The 22,089-nt window shown below is 59.8% G+C and carries 15 protein-coding genes; 14 read left to right on the top strand and 1 reads right to left on the bottom strand.

Annotation, left to right across the window (positions count from 1 at the left end; genetic code table 11):
- Positions 1 to 155 precede the first annotated feature (155 nt).
- Positions 156 to 1,097, top strand: a complete 942-nt coding sequence (locus CAF63_RS12820) for a hypothetical protein (protein WP_085685182.1) — start codon at positions 156 to 158, stop codon at positions 1,095 to 1,097.
- A 101-nt stretch (positions 1,098 to 1,198) separates the two neighbouring features.
- Positions 1,199 to 5,914: an RHS repeat domain-containing protein gene (locus tag CAF63_RS12815; RefSeq protein WP_256574511.1), complete on the top strand. Its 4,716-nt coding sequence runs from the start codon at positions 1,199 to 1,201 to the stop codon at positions 5,912 to 5,914.
- A gap of 28 nt (positions 5,915 to 5,942) precedes the next feature.
- On the opposite strand, the gene queG is transcribed toward CAF63_RS12815, so the two are convergent.
- The gene (queG, locus tag CAF63_RS12810) at positions 5,943 to 7,025 is read right to left on the bottom strand and encodes a tRNA epoxyqueuosine(34) reductase QueG (protein ID WP_085685179.1); all 1,083 of its coding nucleotides are present in this window, start codon (positions 7,023 to 7,025) and stop codon (positions 5,943 to 5,945) included.
- A gap of 63 nt (positions 7,026 to 7,088) precedes the next feature.
- On the opposite strand from queG, the gene CAF63_RS12805 reads away from it, so the two are divergent.
- From CAF63_RS12805 to CAF63_RS12750, 12 genes are all read left to right on the top strand, one after another.
- Complete coding sequence (locus CAF63_RS12805; protein ID WP_085685176.1) at positions 7,089 to 8,588, top strand: NAD(P)H-hydrate dehydratase; 1,500 nt, start codon at positions 7,089 to 7,091, stop codon at positions 8,586 to 8,588.
- Positions 8,576 to 9,046 carry a tRNA (adenosine(37)-N6)-threonylcarbamoyltransferase complex ATPase subunit type 1 TsaE gene (tsaE, locus tag CAF63_RS12800; protein WP_007950729.1) on the top strand — a complete coding sequence of 157 codons (471 nt, stop codon included), beginning with the start codon at positions 8,576 to 8,578 and terminating at the stop codon, positions 9,044 to 9,046. The genes CAF63_RS12805 and tsaE overlap by 13 nt, the downstream gene beginning before the upstream one ends.
- 51 nt (positions 9,047 to 9,097) lie before the next feature.
- On the top strand, positions 9,098 to 10,480 hold the full coding sequence (locus CAF63_RS12795; protein WP_371807404.1) for an N-acetylmuramoyl-L-alanine amidase: 1,383 nt from the start codon (positions 9,098 to 9,100) through the stop codon (positions 10,478 to 10,480).
- The gene (mutL, locus tag CAF63_RS12790; RefSeq protein ID WP_085655751.1) at positions 10,477 to 12,384 is read left to right on the top strand and encodes a DNA mismatch repair endonuclease MutL; all 1,908 of its coding nucleotides are present in this window, start codon (positions 10,477 to 10,479) and stop codon (positions 12,382 to 12,384) included. The genes CAF63_RS12795 and mutL overlap by 4 nt, the downstream gene beginning before the upstream one ends.
- On the top strand, positions 12,384 to 13,355 hold the full coding sequence (gene miaA / locus CAF63_RS12785; RefSeq protein ID WP_085685170.1) for a tRNA (adenosine(37)-N6)-dimethylallyltransferase MiaA: 972 nt from the start codon (positions 12,384 to 12,386) through the stop codon (positions 13,353 to 13,355). Before mutL ends, miaA begins: the two co-directional genes overlap by 1 nt.
- A 93-nt stretch (positions 13,356 to 13,448) precedes the next feature.
- Positions 13,449 to 13,709, top strand: coding sequence for an RNA chaperone Hfq (gene hfq, locus CAF63_RS12780; RefSeq protein WP_007902656.1), 261 nt, complete (start codon positions 13,449 to 13,451; stop codon positions 13,707 to 13,709).
- Positions 13,710 to 13,721: 12 nt separating this feature from the next.
- On the top strand, positions 13,722 to 15,023 hold the full coding sequence (hflX, locus tag CAF63_RS12775; protein WP_085685167.1) for a ribosome rescue GTPase HflX: 1,302 nt from the start codon (positions 13,722 to 13,724) through the stop codon (positions 15,021 to 15,023).
- 96 nt (positions 15,024 to 15,119) lie between these two features.
- Positions 15,120 to 16,289, top strand: a complete 1,170-nt coding sequence (hflK, locus tag CAF63_RS12770) for an FtsH protease activity modulator HflK (protein WP_085685164.1) — start codon at positions 15,120 to 15,122, stop codon at positions 16,287 to 16,289.
- On the top strand, positions 16,289 to 17,158 hold the full coding sequence (gene hflC / locus CAF63_RS12765; protein WP_007950723.1) for a protease modulator HflC: 870 nt from the start codon (positions 16,289 to 16,291) through the stop codon (positions 17,156 to 17,158). Before hflK ends, hflC begins: the two co-directional genes overlap by 1 nt.
- Before the next feature lie 313 nt (positions 17,159 to 17,471).
- Complete coding sequence (locus CAF63_RS12760; protein ID WP_007950716.1) at positions 17,472 to 18,659, top strand: ATP phosphoribosyltransferase regulatory subunit; 1,188 nt, start codon at positions 17,472 to 17,474, stop codon at positions 18,657 to 18,659.
- 54 nt (positions 18,660 to 18,713) lie between these two features.
- Positions 18,714 to 20,003 (top strand): adenylosuccinate synthase, encoded by a 1,290-nt coding sequence (locus tag CAF63_RS12755; protein WP_085685161.1) that lies wholly within the window; start codon positions 18,714 to 18,716, stop codon positions 20,001 to 20,003.
- Positions 20,004 to 20,143: 140 nt separating this feature from the next.
- The gene (locus tag CAF63_RS12750; RefSeq protein WP_085685158.1) at positions 20,144 to 22,078 is read left to right on the top strand and encodes a methyl-accepting chemotaxis protein; all 1,935 of its coding nucleotides are present in this window, start codon (positions 20,144 to 20,146) and stop codon (positions 22,076 to 22,078) included.
- Positions 22,079 to 22,089: the final 11 nt, after the last annotated feature.

Below are 22,089 nucleotides of genomic sequence, written 5' to 3'. Positions count from 1 at the left end.
GTTGTTAGTTCTTCAGATTTTTCAGTGTTTAACATCTGCTCTCGTTTGATCATATTTTGATATAGGGTAGTTCTGTTTTTCTGTCTCTGGGATATGTACTAATTGGTCGATGCGATAAAGCGCTTGCCCAACTATTTGTCCCGGAGAATGTTTATATGTTTGAGAGTGATCTGAGTGTTCAGCGCCTCGAGGTGAAATTTGACTCATCCACCGAACGCCAAAAAGTACTTTATGCCAACGGCCGCATGCAAGTTCGGGTGCTGGTGCTGGTTTCGGGAGAAAACGCTCAGGCAGAGGAGGTTTCGCTCTACGGGCATCCCGCCCTGCAGACGTTGAAGTTGATCAGCTATAACACCTCTGCTCCGCTCAGCGGTGACTGGAGCGTCGACGCACAGGAAAACCGTTATGCCCACGACATGGCAGGAGGAACGGCTCGCATTACGCCGTTGGTACCTGAAGTCGGCAATCGACTTTCCGATCCCTCGGAAAGTGTTCAGGTTTTCGAGTTCTGGGTAACTTGCCGCCGCCCGGGCTCGATCCAGATTGCCGCTGAAGTCATCCTTGAAGGTAAAAAATATCGTAGCAATGGGTTCGGAGGCCATGACAGCAGCATTTCGCTGCAGGCGATTGCACCCAAGCTGTATCCGAAAGCAAATTTCATGCTGAACAGAATCAGAACCTTGGATTTGCCCAGCCTCTTTGAAAAGGTAGAGCAATACAGTCTGTTCTTGTTTGGTGAAGGACGGCAGATCAATCTGCTTGATTGGAAAAGTCTGCAGGTTAAACATGACGCAGATTATGCAACCGAATTCTTTTCTTCTGGTGATGCCACAAAGGTCTCGGAAGGGCTAAGAAGCTATGTCGGCTACATTGCCCCGATTTATGGTGCGCAAGTGACGGCGCGAACCCCTCAAGGCTATCGAACCGTTCCTCAAGAACCCGGAACAATATCGATACTCAGCCATTTAACAGCTGAATATCCTGACAGGCCCAAACGAGCGGAACAGGTGAATTTGCAGGTTTTTGATGAGTTCGGTACAGAACATAGGGTTCTTGTCAGTCCTGACGTTGCCAATCGCTCTTATAAAATAAATTAATGCGAGTTTTTTGGGGGGGCATTGCTGTGCTTGCTCTCCCGGTCAAGTCAGCGGAGTCCTCCATTTCATATTTTGTTTAGCAGATCTCTGGATATTATTTCATGAGTTATAAAGCACTGAATTTCGTGAGCTCCAACGCATTCAATTTTAGTGATTTTGTTTCCGGTGGAGTGGACCCTCGAACAGGCGTGTATACCTGTGCCTTGACACTTGGAGCTGTTCGGTCCGCGGAACTCAATGGGCCTTCATTCAATCTTTCACTTGGCTTCAATCCACTCAATACACGTAACGCCGGCTACGGTACCGGATGGTCGTTATCTACCAGTCGCTATGACTTGCGCAGCAAATTCATGACCTTGGCCACCGGTGAAATCTACAAGGCTTCTGAAACCGGCAGTGCTCTGTTGTTCAGGGAAATGAAGCTGGAGAGTGCCAAAGTCCTGAAGGTCGGTACCGGGCATTATGAAGTCCGTTACAAAGATGGTCGGCGAGAAGAGCTTAAAGTTCACGGTGCCACCAATGTCGCAGTGCCCATACGGATCATCGCGGCAAACGGGGCGAGCATTACCCTGAAGTACGCTACGTTCAATGAGCAACCCATGCTGATTGAAATCGCGGATGCAAAAAGAGTTCTGCTCAACGTCAGTCGTACGGTGGGTCGTCTCACGATGACTCAGAATCCGGGCACCCCATCCAGTGCCGAGTTCTCGATGACGTTCAAGAACGATCGAGTCACTGCTATAGGTTTGCCGATCGGCAGGGGCTGGGATCTGCAGTACGAAGTCATTGATGGCATCAGCTATCTGAAGCGAGTGGATTCGCCACTCGGCGCGGTGGAAATCATTCGCTATAAACAGGTCGGACATCTGCTTCCCTCACTTGAGGGCTTAAAGAGTCTGCCATATGTGATAGCCCACGATATTTTCGCCAGGCAAGGGCAACCGAAGGTCGTCAAGACCTACGCGTATTCAGACCACAATTACTTGGGGCATGGCGTGCCGTCAGATCCCGTTGATGACGGTGACCCGCTTTATCGCGCACCCGGGAGCTATCAGTACAAGTCCACCGAGCGATTGATTGTGGGAGAGAAAACGCATACGCGGATCGAACGCACTTACAACAAATTTCATCTGTTGATTTCTGAAGTGACCATCAGCGGTGAGTCGGTGACTTCGGTTTCCAGTGAGTACCATGGTGACGTCAACAAGCCATTTACTGAACAGCCGGCGCAATTCCAGATGCCGAAAGCTCAGACTCGCAGTTATGGAAACAGCGTCAGCAAGAACAAGCGCACTGAAATGTCCACTACTGAGTTCGATTCCGCCGGCAATCTGGTGAAGCAGGTGCAAACCAGTGGAGTTACCACGCAGTATGAATATTATCCAGACATCGCTTCAGTGGACTGCCCGAAGGATCCTTTGGGTTTTGTACGCTTTTTGAAAAGTAAAACCGTGGTGCCAGCGGATGGCGGTGGTGCTTCCACCATCACACGCTATCGCTATGCACTTCACCCCGCCCTCGAAGGTGCAACGCTGGCCAGCGTTGTGCCTGTCCAGGAAAGTTTTTTCGAGCAGGTTGAGAGCAGTGAGGTCTTGCGTTCAAAGGTTGATCTGACCTACCTGGATACTCCCGGAGACCCTTCCACGCACGGCCTTTTAAAACAGCAAAGCGTCACCCGAAATGGCAAGGCGACACGCATCGAATACGTGTATGTGCTTGGCGCCCACACGCGGGTGCTGAAGAAAACCGTGCACGGTTTTGACGGTACGACCCGTTCGTCCGAGCAAACGCTCTCGACCTTGAACGGATTGATGCTGTCCGAGCGCGATGCAGACGACGGTGTTATCGAATACGAATACGACAAGCTTGCCCGACGTCTGCGCAAGACCCTTGCGCCCGGTACGGCGCATGCCTCCTCTACTCATTGGAGTTATGAGGCCGCCAAGGGGAACGATCCAGCGACGGTGAACACGTCAGATTCGTCAGGCGGTATGCAAAAAATTACTTACGACGCACTGGGGCGTATCACCGAGGTTCAGGAAAAAGACTGTGACAATCCGGACTCTCAGGGTGAATGTCCGATGCGCGCCATCTATACCACCGCTCATGACAACACGGGTCGGCCGTTTGAGGAGATTTACCGCGACTGGTGGGAAGGGACTGCGCGGGAGGTCAAATCGGAATTTATTTACGATGACTGGGGACAGGTCAAGGAAACCCGCCATGGCGACGGGCGAATCGAGCACAGCGAATTTGATCCGATCAGTCGCCAGCAAAAGAGCTGGCTGCAGGGCATGGGTAAAACCGTCACGGTCGTCAATGCTTTCGGCAAGCCTGACAGCGCCGAGTTATTCGATCTGAAAGATCAGAGCCTGGGCAAGACCGTCAATGAATATGACGGGTTGGGTCGTGCTCTCAGTCAAACCGATCCGGCAGGCAACACGACCCGTTATGAATACGATGTTTTCGACCGCATGGTTCGCTCTACTCTGCCGGACGGCCATGTCGTGGAGACTGAATTTGCGGCTCACAGCACCGATGAGCTGGCTGTGGAAATCATAGTGGCCGGCCTGTCACTGGGGCAGCAGGTGTTCGATGGTTTGAACCGTGTGATCGAGAGTTCAGTGGGAGGACGTAAATCGGTCATCCGTTACGACGCGGGACGCAGTCAGCCCAAATCACACACGAACCCAGCAGGTCAGGAGATCGAGTTCATCCATGCGCCTGAACAGGGGGGGCAACTGACTGAGCGAAAAGCCGTGACCAAGGGAGACGACGAAGGTTTGGTCAGCCGCTTCACCTACGATGGCCTGAACGGGAAAACCAAAAGCTGCATCGGACAAGGTCGCGAGCGTCATTTCGAATACTTTCCTTCCGGGCGCCTGAAGTCGGAAACCACCCGATATGGCGAAAAACGCAAGACCGTTTCCCATACCTATTCTTTCGCAGGCCTGCCTCTGACGTACGTGGATGTGCTGGGCACAAAGCACACGACCGAGTACGACACGTGGGGGCGCAGAACCTCGTTCAGGCAGGGTTCGGTGCAGGCTGGATTTTTCTATGACAGGCGCGGTTTGCTGGAAAAAATCGAAACTCGCGATACCTCCTCCGGACGCCTGTTGACGACGCACCTGGCCTACGACGATATCGGGCGTGAAGTTTCCCGCAGTTACGAGACCAATGGTTTACCCACCCAGACACTGACCTCCAGCTACACCGTGGCCGGCAAACTGGCGCAGAAAGTCCTGAAGCGTGGCAGTTTCGTGCTGCGCGATGAACGATTCACCTACGACGTGCGCGGGCGACTCAGTCAGTACGACTGCGACGGCAGCCAACGGCCGAAGGATCCTTACGGCAAAGAGATCGTTCAGCAAAAGTTCACCTTCGATGCGCTGGACAACATTCTCTCCCTGCAAACCACCTTCCCGCAGGGTGTCAACGTAACGACCTTCAGTTTCAGCCTGATCGATCCGGCGCAGCTCGTCGGGGTTACTCATTCCCATGCCGACTATCCCGCGCCGGTTACGCTGGAGTACGACGCCGACGGCCGGATGATCAAGGATGATCAGGCGCGCACGCTGGCGTATGACGCCTTCGGACGCCTTATTCAGGTGAGCAATGCACAAGGCGAGGTGGTGCGTGGTTACCATTACGACGGCTTTGATCGGCTGGTCGAGCTTTCGCAGCCAAGGATGCTGGATGTGCAGCGCTACTATCACAACGCCAGAGTCAGCAACGAAATCCGCGATCAGGATTCACGCAGTATTGTGCGCAACGGCGGTCTGGTGTTGGGGCAGCAACAATCAGGCGCCGATACAGGCAGCCGGATCTTCGGCACGGATCAGCAGCAAAGTGTGTTGACTCAACCGCATGGCGAGCAGTGGGGAAACAGCGCTTACAGTCCCTACGGTCATCGCCCGGTCGAAGGCGGTTTCTTCAGCCTGGCGGGCTTCAACGGCGAGCAACTGGATGCCGTCACTGGCCTGTACCTGCTGGGCAATGGCTACCGAGCCTACAGTCCGACCCTGATGCGGTTCACCAGCCCCGACAGCATGAGCCCGTTCGGTGAGGGCGGTTTGAATACATACGCTTACTGCATTGGCGATCCGGTCAATCGCGTTGATCCTACGGGGCATGTTTCCTGGCAGCCGATTGCCGGGATTGCATTGGGGTTTATCGGGATTGTCGCCAGCATCGTGACCTTGGGTGCGGCCACACCGTTGGCGCTGTTTGCCATGGGGTTGGGCATTACTTCGGGAGTGGCTGCCATCGGCAGTGAACTGGCCAATGAGTTGGCGCCCCAATCTGAAGCGGGATCAATACTTGGCTGGGTGAGTCTTGGGCTGGGGATCGCGTCACTGGGCGCCGGGCTCGCTGCCGGGGCAAAGGCAGCGATTAAGGCCGGACGACAACTCGAGTCGGCATTCCGGCCGGGGCTTGCCGGCAAGGGCGCAAAAAAGGCAGCCAAGGCAATGGCGGCTCAGGACACGGCGCCACCTCCAGCCTGGTCCTTGACCGAGGATTTCGTTGCGAACGATTACCTACCCAACGGCAAGCTGGGCAATGTTTCAAGGGGTAAATACCAGGAGTTCAGAACCGACATCGCGACGAACAATAAATCGCCAATCGACGCCGCGAGAAATTATCCCGGGAGCAAGTACGACCCTTATCCGAACTATGCCAATGCCAAGCACTATAAGGACTACGAGCATGCTCACCTGCGTTTGACACAGGAACATCGTGTGTTCTTCCTGACAAACAAGGACACCCGGCATGTCATCATCAAGCAGGTAGGGGCGCACGACCCTGCGTGGTAACTGAGGCAATGAGGGCGCATGAGGCGGGTTACTCCGGGTTCAGTTTTGCGCGCTCTGAATGCCGGTTCAACGCCCACTCCACATGCTCTCTAACCAGCTCTGACGGATAATCCCGTCGCGCCTTCAACGCTTCCAGCACCGGAATCGTTGAAGGTGCATTCCCCAGTCCTACTGCCAAGTTGCGCAGCCAGCGCTCGTAACCTGCCCGGCGCAACGGCGAACCCTCGGTGCTGCTTAAAAACTTGTCTTCGTCCCACAAAAACAGTTCGGCCAGTTCGGCGTTGTCCAGATTGTGCCGTGGCTTGAAGTCGCTTTCACCGGACGGGCGGGCGAAGCGGTTCCACGGGCAGCAGATCTGGCAATCGTCGCAGCCGAACACCCGGTTGCCGATCAGCGGTCGCAGGTCTTCGGGGATGGCGTTCTTCAGTTCGATGGTCAGGTAGGAAATGCAGCGTCGCGCGTCCAGCACATACGGGCCGACGAAAGCGTTGGTCGGGCAGATGTCGAGGCACGCGGTGCAGCGTCCGCAATGTTCGGTGCTGTGGGGGGCATCCACCGGCAATGGCAGGTCGACGAACAGTTCGCTGAGAAAGAAATAACTGCCGGCCTTGCGGTTCAGCACCAGGGTATTTTTGCCGATCCAGCCCAGGCCCGCCTGTTCGGCAATGGCTTTTTCCAGCACCGGGGCGCTATCGACGAAGGCGCGGAAGCCGAAGGGGCCGATTTCGGATTGAATCTTGTCCGCCAATTGTTGAACGCGTTTACGGATCAACTTGTGATAATCGCGGCCCAAGGCATAACGCGAGATGTAGGCCTTTTCCGGTTTCGCCAGCAATTGCGCCATTTGCGTGTCGCCCGGCAAGTAGTCCATGCGCAGCGACACCACGCGCAAGGTGCCCGGTACCAGCTCTTCGGGGTGCGAGCGTTTGCTGCCATGGGCGCCCATGTAATCCATTTCGCCGTGGTAGCCGGCCTCGAGCCAGCGTTGCAGGTGCTGCTCGTGCTCGGCCAGGTCCAGACCGCTGATGCCGACTTGCTGGAAGCCCAGCTCGCGGCCCCAGTCCTTGATGGATTGGGCGAGGGCAGGCAGATCTGTGGTGATGGCGGACATGAGGCGAGAGAAACCGGAGCTGAGGTGCGTATAATTCTGCCAGACATCGGAGCCCGAAGACGCATGCCGCACACTAAAGATCAATTACCCGACGCGCTGTACCGTGCCGCGCAGGTGCGCGAACTCGACGCACGGCTGATCGCCGCCGGCACGCCGGGCTTCGAATTGATGCAGCGTGCCGCCCATGCCACGTGGCGCGCGCTGGTGCGCCAATGGCCGGCTGCCAATGAAATGACGGTGCTGGCCGGACACGGCAACAACGCTGGCGATGGTTATCTGGTGGCGGCGCTCGCGCATCGGGCGGGTTGGCAGGTTCAGGTGCTGGCTGTCCGCGACCCGCAGCGTTTGAAGGGCGATGCCGCCGTGGCGCACGCCGAAGCCGTGGCCGATGGTGTCTCGATTGCCCCATGGGATCTGTCCTGCGAGTTGCGCGGTATCGTCGTTGACGCGTTGCTCGGCACCGGCCTGAGCGGCGAAGTGCGTGAGCCTTACGCCGCTGCGATTGCGGCGATCAATGCCAGCGGACTGCCGGTGGTGGCGGTCGATATCCCTTCCGGGTTGTGCGCCGACACCGGTCATGCGCTGGGTGAGGCGGTGCACGCCGACCTCACTGTAACCTTCATCGGCCTGAAACTCGGGCTGTTCACGGGCGCGGCGGCGGATCATGTCGGCGAACTGCTGTTTAACGATCTGCAGGCCTCGGCCGAAAACTTCACTGACATTCCTGCCGCCGCTCAACGGCTCGACGCGGTTAACCTGCCGCGTCTGGCGGCCCGCGCGCCGGCTGCGCACAAGGGGCGTTTCGGCCATGTGCTGCTGCTCGGCGGCGATCACGGCTTTGGCGGGGCGATTCTGCTCAGTACCGAAAGCGCGTTGCGCAGTGGTGCCGGGATGGTCTCGGTCGCGACCCGGCCGGAACATGTGCCGGCGGCGTTGAGCCGGGTGCCGGAAGCTATGGTGCTGGGCACTTCTTCGGCCAATCAATTGATGGGGCTGCTGGAAAAGGTGTCCGTGCTGGTGGTCGGGCCGGGGCTTGGGCAGGCGAGTTGGGGGCGGGCGCTGTTGTCGGCTGCTGCCAATGCCTCGCTGCCGCAGGTGTGGGATGCCGACGCGTTGAACCTGTTGGCCTGCGGTTTCGTCTGTCTGCCCAAGGATTGCGTGATGACGCCGCATCCGGGGGAGGCGGCGCGTTTGCTGGGGATCAGCACCGCCGAGGTACAGGCCGATCGTCCGGCGGCGGCGCTGGCATTGAGCAAAAAATATACAGCGGTAGTGGTGCTCAAGGGCGCAGGCAGTCTGATCGCCCATCCCGACGGGCGTCTGGCGCTGTGTCATCAAGGCCATCCGGCCATGGCCACTGCCGGTCTCGGCGATGTATTGGCCGGTCTGATCGGCGCGATGCTGGCTCAGGGCATGAGCGGTTTTGATGCCGCGTGTCTGGCGGTCTGGCTGCACGCCAACGCCGGTCTGCAACAAGGTAAATTCGGCCGTGGGCTGGCGGCCAGTGATCTGATTCCAGCCATTCGTCAGTTGTTGGAGGAGCATGCACCGTGTCTGAAGTAACCCTGTACCTGGCCGATGAACAGGCCATGAGCGACTTTGGCGCACGCATCGCCCGTATCACCCAGGGCCATGGCCTGATCTTTCTCGAAGGCAACCTCGGGATGGGCAAAACCACGCTGTCGCGGGGCATCATCCGCGGTCTGGGGCACGTCGGGGCGGTGAAAAGTCCTACCTTCACGCTGGTCGAGCCCTACGAGATCGGTGACGTCCGGGCGTTTCACTTCGACCTGTATCGCCTGGTCGATCCGGAGGAGCTGGAGTTTCTCGGGATTCGCGACTATTTCGAAGACGACGCCCTGTGCCTGATCGAATGGCCCGATAAAGGTGCAGGCTTTTTGCCAAAGCCTGACCTGACCATTACCATTAGCCCGCAAGACAGCGGACGTTCGCTGACCATTTTATCCCAGGGCTCGCGCGGCGAGGCCTGGTGTGCCGCTTTGGCATTGGAAACCAATTGAATGATGGGGTTAGGTATGCGCTTTCGCGCGTTGGTGGCTGCCGCTGGACTGATGTTGATGGCAGTAACCGTCAACGCTGTGGCCGAGACGAAGGTCAACAGCGTGCGCCTGTGGCGGGCGCCGGACAACACGCGACTGGTGTTCGACCTGACAGGCCCGGTGCAGCACAGCGTCTTCACGCTGACCGCGCCGGATCGTCTGGTGATCGATATCAACGGCGCCACTCTGGGCGCGCCGCTGAACGTGCAAACCGCCAACACGCCGATCACCGCCATGCGCTCGGCTCAGCGCACGCCGACCGACCTGCGGGTGGTCATCGACCTGAAAAAAGCCGTCACCCCGAAAAGCTTCTCGCTGGCGCCGAATGCGCAGTACGGCAACCGTCTGGTGGTCGACCTGTTCGACAACCCGGCTGACGCCGCGCCGCCTACACCTGCCCCGACCCCGACGGTTGCGACCGTTCCTGCGGTACCGGTCACCCCGGCCGAACCTGCGATCAAGTTGCCTCCGGCTCCAGCCGGCAAGCGCGACATCATCGTGGTGATCGACGCCGGTCACGGCGGTGAAGACCCGGGTGCATCGGGTTCTCGCGGTCAGCGCGAAAAAGACGTGGTACTGCAGATCGCCCGCGAGTTGCAGCGTCAGGTCAACGGCATGAAAGGCTTCCGCGCCGAACTGACCCGTACCGGCGACTACTTCATCCCGCTGCGTGGCCGTACCGAAATCGCCCGCAAGAAGGGCGCCGACCTGTTCGTCTCGATCCACGCCGACGCCGCGCCGTCTGCGGCGGCATTCGGGGCGTCGGTATTCGCCCTGTCCGACCGTGGTGCCACTTCGGAAACCGCCCGTTGGCTGGCCGACAGCGAAAACCGTTCCGACCTGATCGGCGGTGCCGGCAACGTCAGCCTCGACGACAAGGACCGCATGCTGGCCGGCGTTCTGCTCGACCTGTCGATGACCGCCTCGCTGACCTCCAGCCTCAACGTCGGTCAGAAAGTCCTGACCAACATTGGCCGGGTCACCCCGCTGCACAAACAGCGCGTGGAACAGGCCGGGTTCATGGTGCTGAAATCGCCAGACATCCCGTCGATCCTGGTGGAAACCGGCTTCATCTCCAACGCCAACGAAGCGAACAAGCTCTCGGCCGCGAGCCACCAGCAGGCGCTGGCGCGCTCGATCAGCAGTGGCGTACGCCAGTTCTTCCAGCAGAATCCGCCACCGGGCACCTACATCGCCTGGCTGCGTGATTCGGGCAAGATCGCTCAAGGACCGCGTGATCACCGGGTCGGCCCGGGTGAAACCGTGGCGATGATTGCCGTGCGGTATCAGATTTCGCCGGCCACGCTGCGCAGCGCCAACAATCTGAAAAGCGATGATCTGAAGGTCGGTCAGCACCTGACCATTCCTGGCACCGAACTGGCGTCCAAAGAATGAATCAGGTCCTGAACGCTGCCCGCATCGAACTGCTCAGCCCGCGGCTGGCGAACCAGATTGCCGCCGGTGAGGTGGTCGAACGCCCGGCTTCGGTGATCAAGGAGTTGCTGGAAAACAGCCTCGACTCCGGCGCCAGACGTATCGACGTCGATGTCGAGCAGGGCGGCGTCAAACTGCTGCGGGTGCGCGACGATGGCAGCGGCATCTCTGCCGATGATCTGCCGCTGGCACTGGCTCGTCACGCCACCAGCAAGATCCGTAATCTGGAAGACCTCGAACAGGTGATGAGCCTGGGTTTCCGGGGCGAGGCTTTGGCTTCGATCAGCTCCGTGGCGCGTCTGACCCTGACCTCGCGTACCCGCGACGCCGATCAGGCCTGGCAGGTCGAGACCGAAGGCCGTGACATGGCGCCCCGCGTGCAGCCAGCGGCGCACCCGGTCGGCACTTCGGTGGAAGTCCGTGACCTGTTCTTCAACACCCCGGCGCGACGCAAATTCCTCAAGACCGAAAAAACCGAATTCGATCACCTGCAGGAAGTGATCAAGCGTCTGGCACTGGCGCGTTTCGACGTGGCCTTCCACTTGCGCCACAACGGCAAGACCATCCTCAGTCTGCACGAAGCCCACGATGATGCGGCCCGTGCCCGGCGTGTGGCGGCGATTTGCGGTTCGGGCTTCCTTGAGCAGGCGCTGCCGATCGAAATCGAGCGCAATGGCCTGCATTTGTGGGGCTGGGTCGGTCTGCCGACCTTCAACCGCAGTCAGGCGGACTTGCAGTATTTCTTCGTCAACGGCCGTGCGGTGCGCGACAAACTGGTGGCCCACGCGGTGCGTCAGGCTTATCGCGATGTGCTGTTCAATGGCCGGCACCCGACGTTCGCGCTGTTTTTCGAGGTCGATCCGGCAGCGGTCGACGTCAACGTGCATCCGACCAAACACGAAGTGCGCTTCCGTGACGGGCGTATGGTGCATGACTTCCTGTATGGCACCTTGCACCGTGCCCTCGGCGATGTGCGGCCGGAAGATCAGCTTGCCGGTTCGGTCACTACCGCGATCGTCCGGCCAACCGGTCTTGAAGCCGGTGAGTTCGGGCCGCAGGGCGAAATGCGTCTGGCGGCCAACGCGTTACTGGAACAACCGCAGGCGCAACCGGCCTTCAATACCTCGTCGGGTGCCAGCGCTGGCGGCGCTTATCAGTATCAATACACGCCGCGTCCGCAATCTACCGTACCAGTTGCCGAGGCACAGGCCGCGTACCGCGAGTTTTTCGCACCGCTGCCTGAAGCGAATGCCAACGCGCTGCCGGCCGGTCAGGAAGACATTCCGCCGCTGGGTTACGCGCTGGCGCAGCTCAAGGGAATCTACATTCTGTCCGAGAACGCCCAGGGCCTGGTTTTGGTGGACATGCACGCCGCGCACGAGCGGATCATGTATGAACGTTTGAAGATCGCTATGGCCAGCGAAGGCCTGAGCGGTCAGCCGCTGCTGGTGCCGGAATCGCTGGCGGTCAGTCAGCGCGAGGCCGATTGCGCCGAAGAACATGCGGCGTGGTTCCAGCGCCTCGGTTTTGAATTGCAGCGCCTTGGCCCGGAAACCCTGGCCATCCGGCAGATCCCGGCCCTGCTCAAGCAGGCCGAAGCCAACCGTCTGGTGGGCGATGTCCTGTCGGATTTGATGGAATACGGCACCAGCGACCGGATCCAGGCGCATCTGAACGAACTGCTCGGCACCATGGCCTGCCACGGCGCGATCCGCGCCAACCGGCGCCTGGCCCTGCCGGAAATGAACGGCCTGCTGCGTGACATGGAAAACACCGAGCGCAGCGGTCAATGCAACCATGGCCGACCGACCTGGACCCAACTGGGCCTGGACGATCTGGACAAACTGTTCCTGCGCGGTCGTTGATGAGCCAGCTTCCTCCAGCGATTTTCCTGATGGGCCCGACCGCTGCGGGCAAGACCGACCTGGCCATCGAGCTGACCAAGGTGCTGCCGTGCGAGCTGATCAGCGTCGATTCGGCGCTGGTCTATCGCGGCATGGACATCGGCACCGCCAAACCGTCCAAAGAGCTGCTGGCCGAGTTTCCCCACCGGCTGATCGACATTCTCGACCCGGCCGAAGCCTATTCGGCCGCAGATTTCCGTCGCGATGCGCTGGAGGCCATGGCCGAGATCACCGCACGCGGAAAAATTCCGCTGCTGGTGGGCGGCACGATGCTCTATTACAAGGCTTTGATCGAAGGTCTGGCGGACATGCCGGCGGCCGATCCCGAGGTTCGCGCGCAGATTGAAGAAGAGGCTGCACGCCTTGGCTGGCAAGCCCTGCACGAGCAACTGGCGGTCATCGATCCGGAGTCGGCGGCACGCATCCATCCGAACGATCCACAACGACTGAGTCGTGCGCTGGAAGTTTACCGGGTCAGCGGTCAGAGCATGACTGCGCTGCGCCTGCAACAATCTGCGCAAAGTGCTGAAGCGGCCGCATCGGGACTGCAACAATTGCCCTATACTGTCGCGAACCTGGCGATTGCTCCAACTAATCGGCAGGTACTGCACGAGCGCATTAAACAAAGATTCACAAATATGCTGGAACAGGGATTCATCGACGAGGTCGTAGCCCTGCGTAATAGAAGTGACCTGCATGCCGGGTTGCCGTCTATACGTGCGGTAGGCTACCGCCAGGTCTGGGACTTCCTGGATGGCAAGCTGACGTCGGCCGAGATGCAGGAACGGGGCATCATCGCCACGCGCCAATTGGCCAAACGCCAGTTCACCTGGCTGCGCAGCTGGAAAGATTTACACTGGCTCGACAGTCTGGATTGCGACAATCTGCCACGCGCCTTGAAATACCTTGGGACGATCTCCATATTGAGCTGAGTCCTTGCAATTGCCGTCTATCCTTGGGGGTGTGGCGGCAAAAGCCATCTGTTTACCTATTTTTTATATTGAATCCTTAAAGGAGTGCGGCACATGTCAAAAGGGCATTCGCTACAAGACCCTTACTTGAATACTTTACGTAAAGAGAAAGTGGGGGTTTCCATCTACCTGGTGAACGGGATCAAACTGCAAGGCACGATCGAGTCGTTCGACCAGTTCGTTATCCTGCTGAAGAACACCGTCAGCCAGATGGTTTACAAACACGCTATCTCTACAGTCGTGCCGGTTCGTCCAATTCGTCTGCCAAGCGCAACCGAATCCGAAGCAGGTGACGCTGAGCCAGGTAACGCCTGATAGGAGTCTCCTTTGTTCTTTGAGCGCCACGGTGGTGGTGAACGAGTCATCCTCGTTCACTTGGATGGACAGGACCCTGAGGCGCGCGAAGATCCGCAGGAGTTTCAGGAACTGGCAAATTCGGCTGGCGCCGAGACCGTTGCGTTTTTTAACGTGCCGCGTCATCGGCCAACCGCCAAATACCTGATTGGCAGCGGCAAGGTCGAGGAACTGCGCGACCTGGTCCACGCCGAAGAAGCCGATCTGGTCATTTTCAATCACACCCTTACGCCCAGTCAGGAACGTAACCTCGAACGTGTTTTCGAGTGTCGCGTGATTGACCGTACCGGTCTGATTCTCGATATTTTCGCCCAACGCGCCCGTACCCATGAGGGCAAGCTCCAGGTAGAACTGGCCCAGCTTGACCACATGAGCACCCGGCTGGTTCGCGGCTGGACTCACCTTGAGCGTCAGGGTGGCGGCATCGGCATGCGCGGCCCGGGTGAAACCCAGCTCGAAACCGACCGGCGACTGCTGCGGGTTCGCCTACGTCAGATCAAGGGCCGGCTGGAAAAAGTGCGCAGCCAGCGTGAACAGTCGCGTCGCGGCCGCTCGCGTGCGGATATCCCAACTGTGTCTCTGGTGGGATACACCAACGCCGGCAAGTCCACGCTGTTCAATAACGTGACCAAGTCCGAGGTGTACGCGGCCGACCAGCTGTTCGCCACGCTCGACCCGACCCTGCGCCGTCTGGATCTGGACGACCTGGGGCCGATTGTCCTGGCCGACACGGTGGGTTTCATCCGCCACTTGCCGCACAAACTGGTCGAGGCATTTCGGTCTACGCTCGAAGAGTCGAGCAACTCCGATCTGCTGCTGCACGTGATCGATGCGGCCGAACCGGATCGCATGTTGCAGATCGAGCAGGTGATGGTGGTGCTGGGCGAGATCGGTGCCCAGGACTTGCCGATCCTCGAGGTCTATAACAAACTCGATTTGCTTGAAGGCGTTGAGCCACAAATCCAGCGCGATGAAAACGGCAAGCCCCAGCGGGTCTGGCTGTCGGCGCGTGATGGCACCGGTCTGGAATTGCTCGAGCAGGCGATTGCCGAGTTGTTGGGCAGTGACCTGTTCGTGGGAACCCTGCGCCTGCCTCAGCGGTTCGCGCGTCTGCGTGCGCAGTTCTTCGAACTGGGCGCGGTGCAGAAAGAAGAACACGACGAAGAAGGGGTCAGCTTGCTGGCCGTTCGATTGCCACGCTCGGAGCTCAATCGACTGGTCAGTCGTGAAGGCGTTGTGCCGACGGAGTTCATCGAGCAACACACTTTGCAATAAAAGCCTGGCAAAGCGGTTGTGCCGCAACGGCAGGCATTCTGTAGCATTGGTCGGCGCGCCGTGGGTGCGTCTTTGCTTTATCAGATGGAGAGCGCTATGGCTTGGAATGAGCCGGGTGGCAACTCGAACAATCAGGATCCTTGGGGTGGCAAGCGTCGCAACAACGGCGACCGCAAGGGACCGCCGGATCTCGACGAGGCCTTCCGAAAGCTGCAGGAAAGCCTGAACGGGTTGTTCGGTGGTGGAAAAAAACGCGGTGATGACGGTGGTGGCTCGGGCAAGAGCGGCGGCTTCGGCGGCCTGCTCGGCATCGGCCTTGTCGTGCTGGCGGCCGTCTGGCTGTACAGCGCGGTCTACGTCGTGGACGAGCAGGAGCAAGCCGTGGTGCTGCGCTTCGGCAAGTACTACGAGACTGTCGGTCCCGGCCTGAACATCTACTTCCCGCCGATCGACAAGAAGTACATGGAGAACGTCACGCGTGAGCGTGCCTACACCAAGCAGGGCCAGATGCTGACCGAAGACGAGAACATCGTCGAAGTGCCGCTGACCGTGCAGTACAAGATCAGCAACCTGCAGGACTTCGTGCTGAACGTCGACCAGCCGGAAATCAGCCTGCAACATGCGACCGACAGTGCGCTGCGCCATGTGGTGGGTTCCACCGCGATGGACCAGGTGCTGACCGAAGGTCGTGAGCTGATGGCCAGCGAGATCAAGGAGCGTCTGCAACGCTTCCTCGATACCTATCGCACCGGTATCACCGTCACCCAGGTCAACGTACAGAGCGCAGCGGCACCGCGTGAAGTGCAGGAAGCCTTCGATGACGTGATCCGTGCCCGTGAAGACGAGCAGCGTTCGCGCAACCAGGCTGAAACCTACGCCAACGGCGTGGTGCCGGAAGCCCGTGGTCAGGCCCAACGTATCCTTGAAGATGCCAATGGCTACCGTGACGAAACGGTCTCGCGCGCCAAGGGTGAGGCGGATCGCTTCACCAAGCTGGTTGCCGAGTATCGCAAGGCGCCCGAGGTCACTCGTCAGCGTCTGTACCTGGACACCATGCAGGAAGTCTTCAGCAGCACCAGCAAGGTACTCGTGACCGGCAACAAGAACGGCCAGAGCAACCTGCTTTACCTGCCGTTGGACAAGATGATTCAGAACAGTTCGGGCAGCAATGCGCCGGTCACCGGTTCGGCTGCCGCCAGCAACAACACGGACGTCACGCCGCATGTCACTGACCTGCCGCAGTCGCGTACAAGGGAGACCCGCTGATGAGCAATAAATCGCTGATCGCCCTGATCGTTGGCGTTGTTGTGGTACTGGTTGGCTGGAACTGCTTCTACATCGTTGCTCAGACCGAGCGCGCGGTGTTGCTGCAATTCGGTCGCGTGGTTCAGGCTGACGTTCAGCCGGGTCTGCATGTGAAGGTTCCTTACGTTAACCAGGTGCGTAAATTCGACGCACGTCTGATGACGCTGGATGCACCGACACAACGCTTCCTGACGCTGGAAAAGAAAGCCGTGATGGTCGATGCCTACGCCAAGTGGCGCGTGAAAGATGCCGAGCGCTTCTACACCGCAACGTCCGGCCTCAAGCAGATTGCCGACGAGCGTCTGTCCCGTCGTCTGGAATCGGGCCTGCGTGACCAGTTCGGTAAGCGCACTTTGCACGAGGTAGTGTCCGGTGAGCGTGATGCGCTGATGGCTGACATCACCGCGTCGCTGAACAAGATGGCGGAAAAAGAGCTGGGTATCGAAGTGGTCGATGTCCGGGTCAAGGCTATCGATCTGCCGAAAGAAGTGAACCGTAGCGTGTTCGAGCGTATGAGCACCGAGCGTGAGCGTGAAGCTCGCGAGCACCGCGCCAAGGGTAACGAGCTGGCCGAAGGCATCCGTGCCGACGCTGATCGTCAACGCCGCGTGTTGCTGGCTGAAGCCTATCGTGAATCCGAAGAGATTCGCGGTGACGGCGACGCCCAGGCCGCTGCGATCTACTCCAAGGCCTACGGCCAGGATCAGGAGTTTTACGGTTTCTACCGTAGCCTGCGTGCCTACCGTGAAAGCTTCGCGAACAAATCCGACGTCCTGGTCCTCGACCCAAGCAGCGATTTCTTCCGTTACCTGGAAAAGTCCAAGCCTTGATATCACGTTGACCTGAATCATTCCGCCCGGCGGCTAAAACCTCGGGCGGGGTGATCCTTTGGGAAAACGTGTGTATGATGCGGCAGCCGGGAAATTCCCGGCTTTTTTGCGTCTGCACGTTTGATTGCTGTTTTTGTTGCAGAGGATCGGGTTGAATGGCCCGACAGTTTTTCGAGGAAAGTGACGGGCGAAGCCGGTAACAGGCCTTTCGCCGTGTCGTTCATGCGCGTGCGTTTTGAACGGACCGGTCATTTTCTGCTTCACTCAAGGCTCGCCCTCGGGCAGGCCGCCCGGATCTAAGGGGAATGGCGTAATGGCAACGGTAGACCGCTGGCTGCTGCCAGATGGCATCGAAGAAGTACTGCCACCGGAAGCGGCGCGCATTGAAGTCGCGCGTCGTCAGGTGTTGGATCTGTTCCAGAGCTGGGGTTACGAGTTTGTCGTGACTCCCCATATCGAGTACCTGGAATCCCTGCTGACCGGCGCGGGCCAGGACCTGGATCTGCGTACCTTCAAGGTCATCGACCCGCAATCGGGCCGGCAGATGGGTTTCCGTGCTGACATCACGCCGCAAGTGGCGCGCATCGATGCGCACACCCTGCGTCGCGAAGGCCCGAGCCGTCTGTGCTACGCCGGCAGCGTGCTGCATGCCCAGCCGCGTGCCTTGTCGTCCTCGCGCAGCCCGATCCAGTTGGGCGCCGAGTTGTACGGTGATGCGAGCCCGAGCAGCGACGTTGAAGTCATCAGCCTGATGCTGGCCATGCTGCAACTGGCCGATGTGCCGGACGTGCACATGGACCTGGGACATGTCGGCATCTACCGCGGTCTGGCCCAGGCGGCCGGTCTGTCGGGTGAAGTCGAGCAGCAACTGTTCGATGCGTTGCAACGCAAGGCCATCGACGAGGTCATTACCTTGACCGAAGGCCTGCCGGCCGATCTGTCCGGCATGTTGCGTGCGCTGGTCGATCTGTGCGGTGGCCGTGAAGTCCTGACCGCTGCCCGCGAGCGCCTGGCCAATGCGCCGGCCCCGGTACTGGCGGCGCTGGAAGATTTGCTGGCGATCGCCGAGCGTCTGTCGGTGCGTTTCCCGGAGCTGCCGCTGTATTTCGACCTGGGCGAGCTGCGCGGTTATCACTACCACACCGGTGTGGTGTTCGCGGTATTCGTGCCGGGTGTTGGTCAGTCCATCGCCCAGGGCGGTCGATACGACGACATCGGCGCCGACTTCGGTCGCGCCCGTCCGGCCACCGGCTTCTCCACCGATTTGAAAACCCTGGTGACCCTGGGGCGTGCTGAGATCGAGCTACCGTCTGGCGGTATCTGGATGCCTGACAGTACGGACGCGGCACTCTGGCAGCAGGTTTGCCAGTTGCGCAGTGAGGGTCAGCGTGTCGTTCAGGCATTGCCTGGACAACCTTTGGCCGCCGCCCGTGATGCGGACTGCGACCGGCAATTGATCCAGCAGAACGGGCTTTGGCAAGTATCGCCACTGGCTTCTTGAGTTTTCCTGCCGGCTGACGCCGGCACCAAGTTTGCGCGAATGAGGACAAGTGTTATGGGTAAGAATGTCGTAGTCCTGGGCACCCAATGGGGTGATGAGGGCAAAGGCAAGATCGTTGATCTGCTGACCGAACATGCTGCCGCCGTAGTGCGCTACCAAGGTGGCCACAACGCTGGCCACACACTGGTGATCGACGGTGAAAAAACCGTCCTGCACCTGATCCCGTCGGGCGTGCTGCGCGAAGGCGTGCAGTGCCTGATCGGCAACGGCGTGGTGGTTGCACCTGACGCCCTGCTGCGCGAGATCACCAAGCTGGAAGAGAAAGGCGTACCGGTGCGCGAGCGCCTGCGCATCAGCCCTTCCTGTCCGCTGATCCTGTCCTTCCACGTGGCGCTGGACCAGGCCCGTGAAAAGGCCCGCGGCGAGCTGAAGATCGGTACGACCGGTCGCGGCATCGGCCCGGCTTACGAAGACAAGGTTGCACGTCGCGGCCTGCGTGTTGGCGACCTGCTCAACATGCCGCGCTTTGAAGACAAGCTGCGTGAGCTGGTGGACTACCACAACTTCATGCTGGTCGGTTACTACAAAGAGCCTGCCATCGAGTACGAAAAGACTCTGGCCGAGTGCAAGGAATACGCCGAGCTGCTCAAGCCGCTGATGCTGGACGTGACTGCCGAGCTGCACGAGCTGCGTCGCGCCGGCAAAGACATCATGTTTGAAGGCGCCCAGGGCTCGTTGCTCGACATCGACCACGGCACCTACCCGTACGTGACCAGCTCCAACACCACTGCGGGTGGCGTGGCGACCGGTTCGGGCGTTGGCCCGATGTTCCTGGACTACATCCTGGGCATCACCAAGGCTTACACCACTCGCGTGGGTTCGGGCCCGTTCCCGACCGAGCTGTTCGACGAAGTCGGTGCGCACCTGGCCAAGCAAGGTCACGAGTTCGGCGCTACCACCGGCCGTGCCCGTCGTTGCGGCTGGTTCGACGCCGTTATCCTGCGTCGCGCTATCGATGTGAACAGCATCTCCGGCATCTGCCTGACCAAGCTGGATGTACTCGACGGCCTGGAAACCATCAACATCTGCACCGGCTACAAAGACGCGCAAGGCAACGCCGTTGCTCCGACTGACGCTGACAGCTACGTAGGTCTGCAGCCTGTGTACGAAGAAGTGCCGGGCTGGACCGAATCGACCGTGGGTGCCAAGACCCTGGAAGAGCTGCCGGCTAACGCTCGTGCCTACATCAAACGCGTTGAAGAGTTGATCGGCGCGCCGATCGACATTATTTCGACGGGCCCGGACCGCAACGAAACCATCGTTCTGCGTCATCCGTTCGCTTGATAAGTCGTTGATGTAAAAACACAAAGGCCCCTTCATCGGGGCCTTTGTCGTTTATGCCTGTTGGACGGCATGACCTTTGCTGTGATTCTGCCTACAAGAGTGCCATCAAATTAATGGCGTCAGAAGTAGAGGGATTCACAGTGTCAGCCGTTCTCTCACTGTTACAAAGCCGTCTGTTGCGGCCCGTGTTCGTTACCCTTGGTATCGCCCTTTTGGTGCAAGTGCTGGTGGCCGTCGCCCTGACGCGGAGCACCGTCACTGCGCTGGAAGCCGATCTCGGCACTCGCCTGGGCGCCGACAGCCAGAAATTGTCCGATGAGCTGGAGCAGGCCGGGCGCGAGGTCACGTCGAGCCTCGACAATCTCTCCTCAAGTACTCGTCAGCGTCTTACCGCCGGTCTTTCCTCGCGTCTGAAGGAAGAGCAGGCGCAGCTGCGTGCGACCCTGGAAAAAGACCTGAAGGATTCGGCCAATGACATGGCCCAGTTGCTGGCCTCGGTGGCGCCCCGCGCCATGTGGGACAGTGACGTGCCGACCCTGTCCGAATTCGCCCGCCGGGCCCAGCGCAATCCCAACGTGCTGTTCGTGGTGTATGACGACGCCACCGGCCAGCATCTGACTCGCTACCTCAACCGCGAAAACCCGATCAACAAGGCCCTTTTGGAAAAAGGTCAGGGTGAGCGGGCGCTGGACAAGGTGCTGGATGCGGCGAAGAACGATCCGTCGGTCTACTACCTCGAAGCCTCGATCAACCCCAATGGCGTGGAAATCGGCAAGGTGCTGATGGGCGTCTCGACGGCTTCGGTCGAAACCGATCTGGCGGCGCTCGATCAGCGCTTCACGGCGTTGATTGCCAGCAGTGATCAATTGGTCGGCGACAGCCTCAAGGGTGCCGCTGCCGACAGTGCCACCGCCATGCGTGCGCGCCTGCAATCGGCGCAATCCACGGCTGCCGAGATGAAGGCCAACACCACCAGTACCGTACAGGACGCAGCAGCAACTCTGCGCTGGCGTATCGGCATGGGCTTGGCGCTGGTGGGTGCCGGGGTCCTGTTGCTGCTGGCGGTGGTGCTCGGTCATCGAGTGGTCAATCGCCTGAAAATGCTCAATGCCGCCATGGATGATCTTGCAGCAGGCGAGGGCGATCTGACCAAGCGTGTGCAGATCAACAGCAAGGACGAAATCGGCGACATGGCCTCGGCGGTCAACCGCTTTGTGGACAAGTTGCAGCCGATCGTGCGCGAGGCCGGGGATGTGGCTCAGCGTACCGGTGTGGAAATCGGCGCCATGACCCTACGCAACGCGGGTGCCGATGCGGCGGCCGGGATGCAGCGTGATGAAGTGGCCGAAAGTCTGCGGGCACTGTCGCAAATGGCTGATGAGGCGCAGTCGGAAAGCCATGCGATGCAGGCGGCGCTGAAGCAGGTTGTGGATATTCGCCAGGCCACTGATGAGAACACTCGCACCTCGGCGAAGGTCGGCAGCCTGATCGAGGCGCTGGCGGGGCAGGTCGATACCGGGGCGAAAGTCATCGAACGGCTGGCGCAGCAGAGCGAGCAGATCGAAGTGGTGCTGACCGTGATTCACGGCATCGCCGAGCAGACCAACCTGCTGGCGCTCAACGCGGCCATCGAAGCGGCCCGGGCCGGTGAAACCGGACGCGGGTTTGCAGTGGTGGCGGATGAAGTGCGGGCGCTGGCAAGCAAGACCCAAAGCTCCACCGGCGACATTCAGGCGCACATCGTGGCCTTGCAGCAGGGCGCCCGTGAGGCGGTCGAGGCGATCGGTCAGGCCGGGCGTCAGGCCAGCGAAGGCTTGCTGGTGCTGCGTGACAGCGCGCGGTTGCAGCAGTCGGTGCAGGCGTCGGTCGAGCAGGTGCATGCGGCGATTGGTCTGGCGACTCAAGCAGCGGCGCATCAGGCGCAAGGCGCGCAGGCTGTGCGTGGGCGCGTCGAGACGATTCATGCCCAGGCCGAGAAAGCCGCTCAGGCGGTGGTCGAGACCACGGCCAGCGGCAAGGTGCTGGATGGTCTGGCGGCGCAGCTCAAGGCGAGTCTGGGGCAGTTCCGGGCCTGATCGTGCGGGCA

Source organism: Pseudomonas sp. B20(2017), assembly GCF_002113125.1.
In the GTDB taxonomy this organism is placed as follows: Bacteria; Pseudomonadota; Gammaproteobacteria; order Pseudomonadales; family Pseudomonadaceae; genus Aquipseudomonas.
The sequence above is the reverse complement of the archived record's forward strand: the minus strand, read 5'-3'. Positions and strand labels throughout refer to the sequence as shown.